Source organism: Rhizobiaceae bacterium, assembly GCA_023953835.1.
Classification (GTDB): domain Bacteria; phylum Pseudomonadota; class Alphaproteobacteria; order Rhizobiales; family Rhizobiaceae; genus Mesorhizobium_G.
The window spans coordinates 1360379-1373870 of record JAMLJB010000001.1 but is presented as its reverse complement, the minus strand read 5'-3'; the positions used below and the strand labels follow the sequence as shown (position 1 = coordinate 1373870).

The 13492-nt window shown below is 65.0% G+C and carries 11 protein-coding genes; 8 read left to right on the top strand and 3 right to left on the bottom strand.

Translation table 11 applies throughout. The annotated features are described in order from the left end of the window. Nucleotides 1–52: 52 nt before the first annotated feature. The 7 genes from M9924_06370 (at nucleotide 53) to M9924_06340 (ending at nucleotide 7423) form a co-directional block, all read left to right on the top strand. Nucleotides 53–904: a xanthine dehydrogenase family protein subunit M gene (locus M9924_06370; protein MCO5064027.1), complete on the top strand. Its 852-nt coding sequence runs from the start codon at nucleotides 53–55 to the stop codon at nucleotides 902–904. Next, a complete protein-coding gene (locus M9924_06365) occupies nucleotides 901–3642 on the top strand; it encodes a molybdopterin-dependent oxidoreductase (protein MCO5064026.1) in 2742 nt (913 codons plus the stop codon). The genes M9924_06370 and M9924_06365 overlap by 4 nt, the downstream gene beginning before the upstream one ends. Further along, on the top strand, nucleotides 3639–5162 hold the full coding sequence (locus tag M9924_06360; GenBank protein ID MCO5064025.1) for a 6-hydroxynicotinate reductase: 1524 nt from the start codon (nucleotides 3639–3641) through the stop codon (nucleotides 5160–5162). Before M9924_06365 ends, M9924_06360 begins: the two co-directional genes overlap by 4 nt. Beyond that, nucleotides 5159–6040, top strand: a complete 882-nt coding sequence (locus M9924_06355; GenBank protein ID MCO5064024.1) for a UPF0280 family protein — start codon at nucleotides 5159–5161, stop codon at nucleotides 6038–6040. The genes M9924_06360 and M9924_06355 overlap by 4 nt, the downstream gene beginning before the upstream one ends. After that, on the top strand, nucleotides 6033–6614 hold the full coding sequence (locus M9924_06350) for an amino acid synthesis family protein (GenBank protein ID MCO5064023.1): 582 nt from the start codon (nucleotides 6033–6035) through the stop codon (nucleotides 6612–6614). The genes M9924_06355 and M9924_06350 overlap by 8 nt, the downstream gene beginning before the upstream one ends. Then, nucleotides 6611–7069 carry a MarR family transcriptional regulator gene (locus M9924_06345; GenBank protein ID MCO5064022.1) on the top strand — a complete coding sequence of 153 codons (459 nt, stop codon included), beginning with the start codon at nucleotides 6611–6613 and terminating at the stop codon, nucleotides 7067–7069. The genes M9924_06350 and M9924_06345 overlap by 4 nt, the downstream gene beginning before the upstream one ends. 129 nt (nucleotides 7070–7198) lie before the next feature. Further along, on the top strand, nucleotides 7199–7423 hold the full coding sequence (locus M9924_06340; protein ID MCO5064021.1) for a hypothetical protein: 225 nt from the start codon (nucleotides 7199–7201) through the stop codon (nucleotides 7421–7423). Between the two features lie 9 nt (nucleotides 7424–7432). Here the strand turns inward: M9924_06340 and M9924_06335 are convergent, their stop codons facing one another. Next, nucleotides 7433–9130, bottom strand: coding sequence for a hydantoinase B/oxoprolinase family protein (locus M9924_06335; GenBank protein MCO5064020.1), 1698 nt, complete (start codon nucleotides 9128–9130; stop codon nucleotides 7433–7435). Then, a complete protein-coding gene (locus M9924_06330; GenBank protein ID MCO5064019.1) occupies nucleotides 9127–11214 on the bottom strand; it encodes a hydantoinase/oxoprolinase family protein in 2088 nt (695 codons plus the stop codon). The genes M9924_06335 and M9924_06330 overlap by 4 nt, the downstream gene beginning before the upstream one ends. A 142-nt stretch (nucleotides 11215–11356) precedes the next feature. Here M9924_06330 and M9924_06325 point away from each other — a divergent pair, with 142 nt between their 5' ends. Beyond that, nucleotides 11357–12181 carry a ferredoxin--NADP reductase gene (locus M9924_06325; protein MCO5064018.1) on the top strand — a complete coding sequence of 275 codons (825 nt, stop codon included), beginning with the start codon at nucleotides 11357–11359 and terminating at the stop codon, nucleotides 12179–12181. Between the two features lie 188 nt (nucleotides 12182–12369). Here M9924_06325 and ugpC read toward each other — a convergent pair whose 3' ends face one another. Continuing rightward, a complete protein-coding gene (gene ugpC, locus M9924_06320) occupies nucleotides 12370–13485 on the bottom strand; it encodes a sn-glycerol-3-phosphate ABC transporter ATP-binding protein UgpC (protein ID MCO5064017.1) in 1116 nt (371 codons plus the stop codon). Between the last annotated feature and the right edge of the window lie 7 nt (nucleotides 13486–13492).

Sequence of the window (13492 nt, the reverse complement as noted above, 5' to 3'; positions counted from 1 at the left end):
AATGAATTTTGACGCTGCTTGAAGGCGGGTCGGACCCAGGGAACGGCATTGCGTGATCCGTTACGCGAAACCCACCACGGTCGATGAAGCGCTGAGCCTGCTTGGCGAGGCGGACTGGCGTCTGCTCGCTGGCGCGACCGATTTCTATCCCGCTCAAGGCAATCGCCCGATCCGCGAGAATGTGCTCGACATCAATGGACTGGCGGATTTGCGCGGCATTTCGCAGACGCAATCTCATTTCGTGATCGGCGCGCGCACGACATGGATGGACATTCAGCGCGAAGACCTTCCGCCGGCCTTCGACGCGCTGAAACAGGCGGCTCGCGAAGTCGGTTCGGTGCAGATCCAGAACGTCGGAACCGTGGCGGGAAATCTCTGCAATGCGTCGCCTGCGGCAGACGGCGTGCCGCCTTTGCTGACACTGGACGCAGACGTGGAACTGCGTACGGCGCATGCATCGCGCCACGTGCCGCTTCGCGATTTCATTCTGGGAAACCGCAAGACGGCGCGGCGACCGGACGAGCTGCTGAGTATGATCCGCATTCCAAAGCAGGCGGCGCGGGGCGTCTCGGCCTTCCGCAAACTTGGCGCCCGACGCTATCTGGTGATCTCGATTGCGATGGCGGCGGTCCGCGTGGTGACCGACGGTCAACGCATACGGGAGGTGGCGATTGCGGTCGGCGCGTGTTCCGCAGTCGCGCAAAGGTTGAAGCGGTTGGAGGCCGCGTTGGCCGGCCACAGTATCGACAAGGCGAACGGGATTATCGCCGAAACACCTCTCTCCGAGCTTGCACCGATCGACGATGTGCGTGGAAGCGCGGCCTACAGGCTGCAAGCGGTGCGCGAAATCGTGCTGCGTGCGTTCGAGGCGGCGCTTTCTCGCAGCGGGAAGCACGCGCCATGAGCGATTGCACCGTCCGGTTCGACGTGAATGGCGCGCCGGTGGAGGTGGAGGCCGCGCCGCTCACCCGTCTGTCCGGTATCCTGCGCGACAGGCTTCATCTCACCGGCACGAAGGTCGGCTGCGACGCAGGCGACTGCGGCGCCTGCACTGTGCTGCTGGATGGCGAGGCCGTCTGTTCGTGCCTCGTCCCGTTGGCGTCGGCGCAAGGCTGCGAGGTGCGCACCGTCGAAGGTCTGGCTAACGGGCGGTTGACCGCGTTGCAGGAGTCGTTTCTGGCTCATGGCGCGGCGCAGTGCGGCATCTGCACGCCGGGCTTCCTGCTGGCCGCATCCGCGCTTCTGGATGTCAAGCCGAACCCGAGCGAGGCCGAAATCAACGATGCGCTTGGCGGCGTGCTGTGCCGCTGCACCGGCTATCGCAAGATCGTCGCCGCCGTGCTTGCCGTGGCCGGAGGCAACACGGTGCACCGCAAGGCGGAGGCGGCCAAGGCTGTCGCCGTTCACGCAGCCGTCGGCGCATCTCCGATCCGGCTGGACGGCGTGCCGAAGGTGGATGGCCGCGAGAAGTTCGGAGCGGACGGCTTTCCGGACGACGCGCTGGCGGTCGTGGTCATACGCTCGCCGCATCATCAGGCGCGGTTCCGCTTCGGCGATCTGGCGGCGTTTCAGGCGACCGATCCGGCAATCGCGGGCGTCTACACCGCTGCTGACATGCCGGGCGAAAACCGCTTCGGCGTCATTCCGGCCTTTGCCGACCAGCCGGCGCTGGCGGAAGGGATGACGCGGTTTCGCGGTGAAGCCGTTGCGCTTGTGGCGCTTGAGCGCGCCGCGCTGGCGGATTTCGATGCAAGCGCGTTTCCCGTCGAATGGGAGCCGACCGGCCATGCGCTAACGCCCGATTGCACCGTCGATGCGCTCCACGACCACCGCCCGGACAATGTTCTGGTGCGCGGCCATGTGGAACGCGGCGCGCCCGACGAGGCCATGCGGCAGGCGGCCCATGTCGCGAGCGGAACGATCGAGACGTCCTATGTTGAGCACGCTTATATCGAGCCGGAGGCGGGTTTCGCCGTCATGGAGGGCGATACGCTCGTCGTCACCGCATGCACGCAGGCGCCCTATATGGACCGCGACGACACCGCGAAGCTCCTCGGCCTGCCTGTCGACAGGGTGCGGATCGTGCCGACCGCGACCGGCGGCGGGTTCGGTTCCAAGCTGGATATATCGGTGCAACCGCTCGTCGGGCTGGTCGCGCTCAGGACGGGCCGCGCGGCGGCGCTGGCCTATACGCGCCAGGAATCGATGATGTCCACGACCAAGCGGCATCCGGCCAGCATGAAGGCCGAGATCGGCACGGATGAGAATGGCCGTATCGTTGCGATGCGCTTCGAAGGCACCTTCAACACGGGAGCCTATTCGAGCTGGGGACCGACCGTCGCCAACCGCGTGCCGGTGCATGCCTCCGGGCCGTACCGGACGCCGAACTATCGCGCGAACAGCGTCGCGATCCACACCAACGGACCCGTTTCTGGCGCATTTCGCGGCTTCGGCGTGCCGCAGGCGACGATGATGCAGGAGACGCTCTATGACGAGCTTGCCGAAAGGCTCGGGATGGACCGGCTGGAGTTCCGCATCGCCAATGCATTGCGCGACGGCGATGAGACCGTGACCGGCCATGTGCTGGAAAGCGGCGTCGGCATCGGTGCTTGTCTGGAGGCGCTGCGCGCGCAGTGGTTCCGCGCGCTGGCCGATTGCGAAGTCGCCAACCGGGCGAACGGCGTGGCGTGGCGCGGGGTCGGTGTTGCATCCTGCTGGTATGGCTGCGGCAACACCTCGCTCCCAAATCCCTCGACCATCCGCATCGGCGTGTCGGCGCAAGGCCGCATCGTGCTGCATCAGGGCGCGGTCGACATCGGGCAGGGTTCCAACACCGTCGTCGCGCAGATCGTCGCCGATGCGCTCGGCGTGCCGCTGTCGTCCATCGACCTGGTTGGAGCCGACACGGCGACGACGCCCGATGCGGGAAAGACATCCGCGTCGCGGCAGACCTTCGTGACCGGCAAGGCAGCGGAGAAATCGGCGCGTGCGCTGCGCGACAGCATCCTGCGCTTCGCCAACGTGTCCGGCGACGCTTCGCTCGTGCTGGAGAGCGGGCGGCTGACCATCCGCGAGGGCGAGGCGCTGCGCGACATCGACCTCGCCGCATTGCCGCGCCACGCTTCCGGCTACGTGTTCGTGGCCGAGGAGACCTATGACCCGCCGACCAGCGCGCTGGATGAGAAGGGGCAGGGGCGGCCCTATGCGGTCTATGGCTACGGCGCGCAGCTTGTGGAGCTTGAGGTGGACATGCGCCTCGGCACGGTCAGGCTGTTGAAGATCACGGCGGCGCATGATGTCGGGCGGGCGATCAACCCGTTGCTGGCCGAAGGGCAGATCGAAGGCGGCATCGCGCAGGGCATCGGCATGGCGCTGATGGAAGAATATCTTCCGGGGCGCACGGAGAACCTGCACGACTACCTGATCCCGACCATCGGCGACGTGCCGCCCATCGAGACGATACTGGTCGAGGTGCCGGATGCGGAAGGGCCGTTCGGCGCGAAGGGGCTGGGCGAGCACGTGCTCATTCCCACCGCCCCCGCGATCCTCAATGCCATCCGGCACGCGACCGGGGTTCTGGTGACGCAAATTCCGGCCACGCCGCCGCGCGTGCTGGCTGCGATCAGGGAGGCAAGCCGATGAGCGAGCTTTCGGAGCGTTTCGACACGCATGATCCGGGCGAGAAGAAGGTGGCGGAAAAGCTGCGCTGCGACGCCTGCCCGGTCATGTGCTACATCGCGGAAGGACGTACCGGGGCGTGTGACCGCTACGGCAATTTCGGCGGTCGCATCACGCGTTGCGATCCGTTGCGCATCCTCGAGCATGACCGGCTGGTCCCCTTCGAGGGCAGCGAATGGGACGGCAATTTGGTGAATACGCGCCGCCGCTTCGTCTCCGCCATGGGCGCGGGCACAACCTATCCCGACTACAAGCCTGCGCCCTTCATCGTCGGCCAGGAGGTCGAGGGGGTCGATCTGGTGACGGTCGTCACGGAGGGGATTTTCTCCTATTGCGGCGTCAAGGTGAAGATCGACACGGACCGGCACCTTGGCCCGGAAACGGCTGTCGTGCGAGCACAGGGCGAGGCGGTCGGCCATGTGACCACCGCCGAATATGGCTCGCAGATGCTGTCGCTGGGCGGCGTGCACCATCTGACGGGCGGCTCGAAACAGGAAGGCCGCGTCACCTGCGACACGCTTCTGGCGCTGTGCAATCGAGAGCCGGTCGAGCTTTCCATCGAGGGTGGCGCGAGCCTCGTCGTGCAGGCGGGCCAACCGCCGATTATTGACGGCAAGGTCGAGCAGCGCATGCGCGTCGGCTGCGGCTCGGCGACCATCGGCATGTTCGCAAAGCAATGGAGCGGGCTGGTGGACGAGGTGGTCGTCGTGGATGACCATATCACCGGCGTCGTGTCCGAGCATCAGGCGGGAAAGGTGATCGGCTGGCCGGACACCGGCATCAGGATCGTCGGCAGGCGCTCGACGCCCGGACGCTATTTCAAGGTCGCCGAGCCGGGGCTGGGCTGGGGCGGAACGGCCATTGAGGACCCGCTGCAAATTCTCGGACCGTGGAACAGCACGAAGGGCGCGCGTCCCGGCCTTTCGATGATGATGGTGTCCACGACCGGCGAGCAGTTCGCTTATTTCGAACTGGACGATGAACTGAAGCCGGTCCCGAAGCCGTTTCCCGAGCGGCTGAAGAAATCGGTCGAACTGATCGAGCAGAATTGCGAGCCTGCCCTGTGCACGGTGCTGTTCGTCGGCGGGGCCGGCGGATCGCTGCGCGCGGGCGTGGTGGAGAACCCGGTGAACCTGACGCGCTCCGTGCAGGGCTTGCAGACCTATGTGACGGTCGGTGGTGCGCCGGTCTATGTGTGGCCGGGCGGCGGCATCACTCTGATGGTCGATGTTACGCGCGTGCCCGCCAATGCCTTCGGCTATGTGCCGACGCCCGCGCTTGTCGCGCCTATAGAGTTCACGCTCAGGCGGGACGACTACCTGTCGCTCGGCGGCTATGCCGGGGAAATCCGCACGGTCGAGGATGTGCTGGCGCGGGGCGGAGAATATTGGAACGCGCGCGCCGAGGAGGCAGCGTCGCCCGGCAATCCGTGGCCGCCGGAGGCGCAGGTCGAAGTGGCGAGACTGGCGAGGACCATACGATGAAGGCGCCGCAAGCCGCGATGCTCGGGCGCAGGCTGCATCTCAATCACGGCCCCATCGACATCATTGCCGAGGCCTTCGGGGACGAGCCGGAAATACGCCTCGCCTACAGTCAGGCGGTCGCGCGGTTCAGGGCAATCCTCGAGGAACTGGTTGCGGAACTGCCGCAATTGCGCGCGCCCGTGGCGGCTGGACCGCGCCTGTTCTCCGGCCCGACCGCGCAACGCATGGAGTCGGCCGTTCAGCCTTTCTTTCCGGCATTCATCACGCCGATGGCGGCGGTTGCGGGGTCGGTCGCCGATGAAGTCCTTTCCCATATGGTCGCCGGGCGCGCGCTTTCCAAAGCCTATGCCAACAATGGCGGCGACAGTTCACTCCATCTCGCGCAAGGCGAGCACATGACGCTGGCAATCGCCGGAACCGGCAGCGGCCGTGCTGACCGCATCGTTGTCGGGTCGGGTGACGAGGTGCGCGGCGTGGCAACGAGCGGCTGGCGCGGGCGCAGTTTTTCGCTGGGCATTGCCGATGCCGTGACCGTGCTCGCGCGCTCGGGCGCGGAAGCGGACGCTGCCGCAACCATCATTGCCAATGCGGTTGATCTGCCCGGCCATGCCGCGATCCGCCGCGCGCCAGCCTCCAGTCTCCAGCCCGACTCCGATCTCGGCGGTCGGATGGTCACGGTCGGCGTCGGACGGCTCGGCCCGCACGAGGTCGCGGAGGCTTTGGACGCAGGGTTGCAAAAGGCCGAGGAATTGCGCGGATGCGGATTGATCGTCGGCGCGGCATTGTTTCTCGAAGGCGAAAGCCGCACCACAGGGTATATGGCGGCGCTCATGCCGCCACATAATGAAAAAACACCGGGGAGTTTCCAGCATGCCTGAGTTTCCGATCCGAAAGATTGCCGTGCAGGTGGAGGAAATTTTCCACGAGGGCGGGCCGGTCGCAGCCCTTCCCCGCCGCAGGGCGGCGGCGATGGCGCTGGTGAAAAACCCCTTCGCAGGGCGCTATGCCGAGGAGCTTGCGCCCGCGATGGACGATCTCAAGCCGCTCGGCCTGCTGCTGACCGACAGGCTTGTCGAAGCGCTCGGCGGCAAGGATGGCATCGACGGCTACGGCAAGGGCGCGATCGTCGGAACGGCGGGCGAACTCGAACATGGCGCCTTGTGGCACGTGCCGGGCGGCTATGCGATGCGCGAACGGCTGGGCGAGGCCAAGGCCATAGTGCCTTCGGCCAAGAAGGTCGGGGCGTTCGGGGCGCGGATCGACGTTCCTGTCGGCCATATCAATGCGGCCTATGTGCGCAGCCATTTCGATGCCATGGAAGTGGGAATCGCCGATGGGCCTCGACCGGACGAAATCCTCTTCATTCTGGTGATGGCGCGCGGCCCGCGCGTACACAGCCGCATGGGAGGATTGCAGGCGCACGAAATCAAGATCTGGGACGGACAGCGTTGAGCACCGCGGAGAACATTCTCAAGCTGGCCGGTGTCGAGCAGGAGCCGACGCCATATCAGCTTCAGGACCAGGTCGGGTTTGTGCTGCGCAAGGCGCAGCAGCGCCATGTCGCCATTTTTGCCTCACGCATTCCCGACCTGACGCCGCCGCAATTCGCGGCGCTGGCCATGCTCTACGAGATGGGTGACACGTCACAGAACCAGCTTGGCCAGATGGTGGCGATGGATGCGGCGACGGTCAAAGGCGTCATCGACCGGCTCAAGGCACGGGGTTTCGTTTCCGTGGACAAGGACGAGAGCGACAAGCGCCGACTGACGATCCGGCTGACGGCGGAAGGCAAGCAGGCGGTGCGGGAATTGACGCCGTTGGCCCGGGAGATCACCGCCGAAACGCTCTCACCATTGACTTCGCGCGAAGCCGAAACCCTGCTGCGTCTGCTGAACAGGATCGCATGAGGCGATGTTGCATCCGGGGCACGCTTTCCGGGAACAATGCTGCGACCGCGAAGCACGATATTGCAATGCAGCATAAATTGGGTAGGCTGATGTTCAGGGAGGAGCAGAGGTTCGCGAAAGGCGTGCACCATGCTCCAGGTACTCATTCTCGTGTGTTCGGTTTCCGTATCGCCGCCTGACTGCAATTCCGACACGGCGCTGGATGTCATCGTTGGTCCCGATTCCGCCAGCGTCATGTCCTGCATGCTCGGCTCGCAGGCCATGCTCGCGCGCACCGCGCAACTTGGCCAGCGTCCGAAAGAATATGTGAAGGTCCGCTGTTCGCCGCCGCGTCCGCTGGCGCGCAATTCCTAGGTGGTAACCCTAGGTTTCGGCGGGGGCTGCACTGCCGAACAGGGCGCGGGCTTGTTCGGCAGTGTAATATCCAAGCGCGATGTCTCTGCTGACCAATTGCGGATCGCGCAGGCGCGGGTCGCCATATCCACCGCCGCCCGGCGTATCGACGCAAACGCGGTCTCCTGCGTTCAACGGAATGTCCTGCTCCTTCGAGAGATGCTCCGGCACGTGCGCCTCGCCGCCCCGAAATACGGTGACCCTGTTCGGCTGTCCGTCCGCACCACCGAGCGCGCCTTGCGGGCCGAAACGGCCATGATCCATCACGAAGGATGCGCGCGCCTCGCCGCGCAGCAGTTCGACCTCATAGGAAAGGCCAAAGCCGCCGCGATGCGTGCCCGCGCCGCCTGAGCCTTCATGCAGCGCGTAGCGGCGATAGAGCACCGGAAACGCCTGTTCCATGATTTCGACGGGTGGCGATTTGGAAATGCCGATGGTCGAGCAACCATTGCTGAGGCCGTCATGCGCGGCGTTGCCGCCATAGCCACCGCCGGAAATCTGGTACATGACGAAGTCGCGTTTGCGCTCGGGATCGTGGCCCCCAAGCGCGAAATTGCCGCTCGTGCCGGCAGGTGCAGCAGTGACGAGATCGGGTATCGCCTGCACCAGCGCGGCGAACACCGCTTCGGCGATGCGCTGCGAAACTTCCGCGGCGCAGCCGGAAACGGGGCGCGGGTAATGCGCATCGAGAAAGGTGCCTTCCGGCGTCCTGACGATCAGGGGCTCGAAGGCGCCCGCGCTGATCGGCACGTCCGGGAAAATGTGCCGCATGGCGAGATAAACGGAGGAAAGCGTGGTGGCGAGCACGCTGTTCATCGGCCCCGCGCAGGGCTTCGAGGACTGCGAGAAGTCGAATGTCAGCGCATCGCCGTTCTTCTCGACCACCAGCGCGATGGTCAGCGGCTTGTTGACCACGCCGTCTGAGTCGATGAACGCTTTCGAGCGATAAGTGCCGTCGGGTATGCCAGATATGTGCGCCCGCATCTGGCTTGCGGCACGGCGGCGCAGTTCGGCAATCGCTTCGACGACCGTATCGTCGCCGTAGCGGTCCAGTATCGCGGTCAGCCGTTCCTCGCCGACGCGCAGTGCGGCGGCCTGCGCGCGAATGTCGCCGATGCGCTGTTCTGCAACGCGGATGTTGGACGAGATGATCGCGTGGATTTCCGGGTCCAGCACACCCTTCTTGAACAGCTTGACGGGCGGCAGGCGCAGCCCTTCCTGCTCGACCGCCGTGGCCGATGCCGAAAATCCGCCCGGCACCGAGCCGCCCGTGTCCGGCCAATGGCCCGTATTGGACAGCCAGCAGAAAGTCCGGCCATTGCGCCAGACCGGCATGGCGAAGCGCACGTCCATCAGGTGCGTGCCCCCCAGATACGGGTCGTTGACGATGTAGATGTCGCCGGGTTCGGGCGGCAGGCAGCGCCCGTCGCGGATCATGCCGATGATCGTGCGCGTCGAATATTGCATGACGCCAACGAAAACGGGCAGCCCTTCCGACCCCTGCGCGATCAGCGAGCCGTCCTCGGCGGAATAGATGCCGTCGGAGCGATCATTGGCCTCGGCAATGACCGGCGAGAACGCGGCGCGCGAAAAGGTCAGGTCCATCTCGTCGCATGTCTGCTGCAACGCGGCCTGGATGACGGAAAGGGTAATGGCGTCGAGGCTCATGACGATTTCCCCCCGATCTCGATGATGATGTTGCCGTTACTGTCCCCGGAAGCGCGGTCGCCCGGTTCCAGCACCGTCGTTGCGTCGAGTTGCTCAAGGATGGCCGGGCCGCTGATCGCGGCGTCGAGCGGCAGCGCCTGACGGTCATAGACCGGCGTGTCCAGCCATTCACCGTCGAACCAGACGGGGCGGTGCTCGACAAGCGCGCCTTCGGGCGTTGCGGTGCGCCCGGCCGGATCGATCAGCCGCGACAGGTCGACCTGCGGGCGAATGCCGGTCACCGATGTATTGAGGCTGACGAGATTGGCGCGGATTTCCGGCAACTCGACCTTGAACCGTGCAAAATAGGCGCGCTCAAACAGCGTTTGCAGCATCGCGCGGTCGATCTCGCCGGACGGCAGCGGCACGTTGAGGATATGCGTCTGCCCGACGAACTGCATGTCGGCGGAATGCGCGACCTCGATGCGCTCGGGCTTCACCGCTTCCTTGGCGATCAGCGCCCCGCCTTCGGCGCGCTGCGCGGCGAGCATCGCGCGCATGGCGGGTTCGTCCAGCACTGCGACCGGCTGGTTGACCGTGTTGACGAAATCCTGCCTGAGATCGGCAACGACGCAACCGAGCGCATTGGTAATTCCGGGGCGGGCAGGCACGATCACCTTCGGCAGGCCGAGTTCCCGTGCAAGCGCGCTCGCATGGAGCGGTCCCGCGCCGCCGAAGGCAAACAGCGCGAAATCGCGGGGGTCATGGCCGCGCGCCACCGACACCATGCGGATGGCGCCCGCCATCTTTACATTCGCAAGGCGCAGCACGGCGCCCGCGGCAGCCACGCCGCCGAGGCCGGTGGCCTTGCCGATCCGCTCGGCGAAGATCGCCGTCACCCCGTCGGCGCTGACCGGCGAATCGACCGCCAGCAACTTGCGCGCGCTCAGCCTTCCAAGCACGAGGTTGGCGTCGGTGATCGTCGGCTCCGTGCCGCCCCGGCCATAGCAGATAGGGCCGGGCGCAGCGCCAGCGCTTTCCGGTCCGACCTGGATCAGGCCGGATGCATCGACGCGCGCAATCGAGCCGCCGCCGGCCCCCACCGTGTGGACCGCCACCATGGGCACATGGATCGGCATGGCATATTCGATCTCGATCTCGTTCGAGACGGCGGGCCTCGCATCGCGGATCAGCGCCACATCGGTGGAGGTGCCGCCCATGTCGTAGGTCACGATATCCGGATAGCCCGCGCGCTTCGCCGTATAGGCGGCGGCGATGACCCCGGATGCGGGGCCGGACATTACAGTCTTTGCAGCCTCGCGGCTGACGAAGCGGGCCGAGATCATGCCGCCATTGCCGTTCATGATGAGAAAATCGCGGGCGTAACCGCGTTCCGCCAGCACCGCGCGCAGCCGTTCGACATAGCGTTCGAGGATCGGCTGCACCGAGGCGTTGACGGCAGCCGTCACACCGCGCTCGAACTCGCGCGCTTCCGAAAGCAGCGCATGGCCCATGGTGATGTAGCCGTTCGGCCAAAGCCCGGCGGCGATTTCGGCCGCGCGGCGCTCATGCGCCGGATTGGCGTAGGAATGCAGGAAATGAATCACCAACGCTTCGCAGCCCGCGTCGAGCAGGTGCCGGATCGCGCCGCGCAGTTCCTCTTCATCGAGCGCGTCACGCACGCGGCCCGACGCCTCCACGCGCTCTGTGACCTCGAGGCGCAGGTCGCGCGGAATGACGGGCGTGAAGGTGCCGGTCATGCCATAGGCTTGCGGGCGGGTGCGGCGGCCAAGCTCCAGCACGTCGCGAAACCCGCGCGTGGTGATCAGGCCGGTTCGCGCGAGGCGGCGCTCAAGCACCGCGTTGGTGGTCGTCGTCGTGCCGTGGACGATGAGGTCGATTTCGGAAATGTCGAAGCCGGTCCGGTCCAGCGCGGCGACCACGCCATGCGCCTGGTTTTCCACCGTGGTCGGCGTCTTGGCGATGCTGACTGCGCCGGTGCGTCCATCGATCAGCAGCAGGTCCGTGAAAGTGCCCCCGACATCGATGCCGGCCACGACAGCTTCCTTCGATATTTCCGCCGCCGTGGAAAATTTCTTCGCCATCCACAGTTTCCGAAACGCACGACCTTCCTGCACGCCGATGTTTGGAACCGGGTTTCAGGCCGCAATCTTGACCGGATAATCGTTTGTATACTAATAAAACCGCGATACAAGGTCCCGCTGTTTGAACAGGTCCTGACTTCCGATGCAGCATGCAGCTTCGATCGCGGCGGTCGAGTCCGACGCGCCCAGCTTTCCCATTCCGGCCAATGTGTATGCCGAGACGGTCGTCTCCGTGCATCACTATACGGATCGGCTTTTCAAGTTCCGCATCACGCGTCCGCAGAGCTTCCGGTTCCGCTCCGGCGAGTTCGTGATGATCGGCCTGCCGAATGCCGAAAAGCCGGTGTTCCGCGCCTATTCCATCGCCTCGCCCGCATGGGACGAGGAACTGGAGTTCTTTTCGATCAAGGTGCCGGACGGGCCGTTGACCCAGCATCTCCAGCGCATCAAGCCGGGCGACACCGTGCTGATGCGCCAGAAATCGACCGGCACGCTGGTGGTCGATGCGCTGACGCCCGGCAAGCGCCTGTTCATGATCTCGACGGGAACCGGCATTGCGCCTTTCGCCAGCCTCGTGCGCGACCCGGACACTTATGACCGGTTCGAACAGCTCTACCTGACGCACACCTGCCGCGAGGTCGCGGAACTGACCTATGGCAAGGAATTGATCGCGAACCTGGCCGACGACCCGCTGATCGGGGAATTTGCCTCGCGGGTGACGCTATATTCGACCACGACGCGCGAGGAATCGGAGCGCATGGGCCGCATCACCACGTTGATCGAGAACGGGAAATTCAGCGCCGATCTGGGCATCGCGCCGCTCGACCCCGCGACGGATCGCGTGATGATCTGCGGTTCCATGCAGATGATCCAGGATGTGAAGGCGCTGGCCGAAAAGCTCGGCTTCGAGGAAGGCTCGCTCAGCAGCCCGAACAGCTTCGTTCTTGAGCGCGCGTTTGTGGGGTAAGGAGTGGTCTGCGTAGCAGACAAAAAGCCCCGGAATGGGCTTTTTGAACGACGAACGCCCGGAGCCATAGCGTAGGGCCGGGGCGTTCCGCGTAGCAGACAAAAAGCCCCGGAATGGGCTTTTTGAACGACGAACGCCCGGAGCCATAGCGGAGGGCCGGGGCGTTCCGCCGCGCCAGCCCTGCACAGCTACGCCGCCTTTGCCTCCACCTCGTGCGGCACGAAGGATGATCCCTTTCCGTCGAAGATGTGCAGATCACCCGCATCGGCGTCGAGCCGCAGGAATTGCCCGCGCTCGATCCTTGCATTTCCGGGCAGCTTGGCCGTGAGCGGATTTTCCGCGCCGCGACCAATATCGACATAGACGAGCTGCACCTCGCCGAGTTGCTCTATGTAATCGACCTTCCCCTCGAAAAGCGAATCCTTGCCCTTCGCCACGAACAGATCTTCGGGGCGCACGCCGAAACTGATTTCCGTGCCGGCCGCGCCTTGCGGCGTAGCAATCGGCACGGAAACGCTGCCGCCGCCATCGACAGCTACCTCTGTTGCCGCGCCTGCCTTCAGGACACGCGCAGGCAAGATATTCATGGCCGGAGAGCCGATAAACTGGGCGACGAACAGATTGCCCGGCCTTTTGTAAAGCTGCATGGGCGAGCCGACCTGTTCGACGCGTCCGTCCTTCAGCACAACGATCCGGTCTGCCAGCGTCATTGCCTCCACCTGATCATGGGTGACGTAGATCATCGTCGCGTTCGGCATGGATTCCTTGAGCTTGGCGATCTCGATGCGTGTCGCGACGCGGAGCGCGGCGTCCAGATTGGACAGCGGTTCGTCGAAGAGGAAAACCTTGGGATTGCGCACGATGGCCCGACCGATGGCGACGCGCTGCCGCTGGCCGCCGGACATGGCCTTGGGCAGCCGATCCAGATATTTCGTAAGCTGCAATATTTCGGCGGCCTGCCGCACGCGCCGGTCGATCTCCGCCTTGTCTTCGCGTGCGATCTTCATGCCGAAGGCCATGTTGTCGTAGACCGTCATGTGCGGATAGAGCGCATAAGACTGAAACACCATCGCGATGCCGCGCTTGGACGGCGGCACGTCGTTGACGACCTCGTTGTCGATTTCGAGCGTTCCGCCCGTGATCTCTTCAAGTCCGGCGATCGAGCGCAGCAGCGTCGACTTCCCACACCCCGATGGTCCGACGAACACAATGAATTCGCCGGACGTTATGTCGAGGTTGATGCCATGGAGGATTTTCAGGCTTCCATAGGCTTTCTCGACGTTGCGCAGTTTCAGATCCGCCATGTTCTCC

Excerpts from the sequence above, each read along its gene's own strand:
- M9924_06365 (MCO5064026.1), top strand. The coding sequence starts at position 901 with ATGAGCGATTGCACCGTCCGGTTCGACGTGAATGGCGCGCCGGTGGAG.
- M9924_06360 (MCO5064025.1), top strand. The coding sequence starts at position 3,639 with ATGAGCGAGCTTTCGGAGCGTTTCGACACGCATGATCCGGGCGAGAAG.
- M9924_06355 (MCO5064024.1), top strand. The coding sequence starts at position 5,159 with ATGAAGGCGCCGCAAGCCGCGATGCTCGGGCGCAGGCTGCATCTCAAT.
- M9924_06350 (MCO5064023.1), top strand. The coding sequence starts at position 6,033 with ATGCCTGAGTTTCCGATCCGAAAGATTGCCGTGCAGGTGGAGGAAATT.
- M9924_06340 (MCO5064021.1), top strand. The coding sequence starts at position 7,199 with ATGCTCCAGGTACTCATTCTCGTGTGTTCGGTTTCCGTATCGCCGCCT.
- M9924_06335 (MCO5064020.1), bottom strand. The coding sequence starts at position 9,130 with ATGAGCCTCGACGCCATTACCCTTTCCGTCATCCAGGCCGCGTTGCAG.
- M9924_06330 (MCO5064019.1), bottom strand. The coding sequence starts at position 11,214 with ATGGCGAAGAAATTTTCCACGGCGGCGGAAATATCGAAGGAAGCTGTC.
- M9924_06325 (MCO5064018.1), top strand. The coding sequence starts at position 11,357 with ATGCAGCATGCAGCTTCGATCGCGGCGGTCGAGTCCGACGCGCCCAGC.
- ugpC (MCO5064017.1), bottom strand. The coding sequence starts at position 13,485 with ATGGCGGATCTGAAACTGCGCAACGTCGAGAAAGCCTATGGAAGCCTG.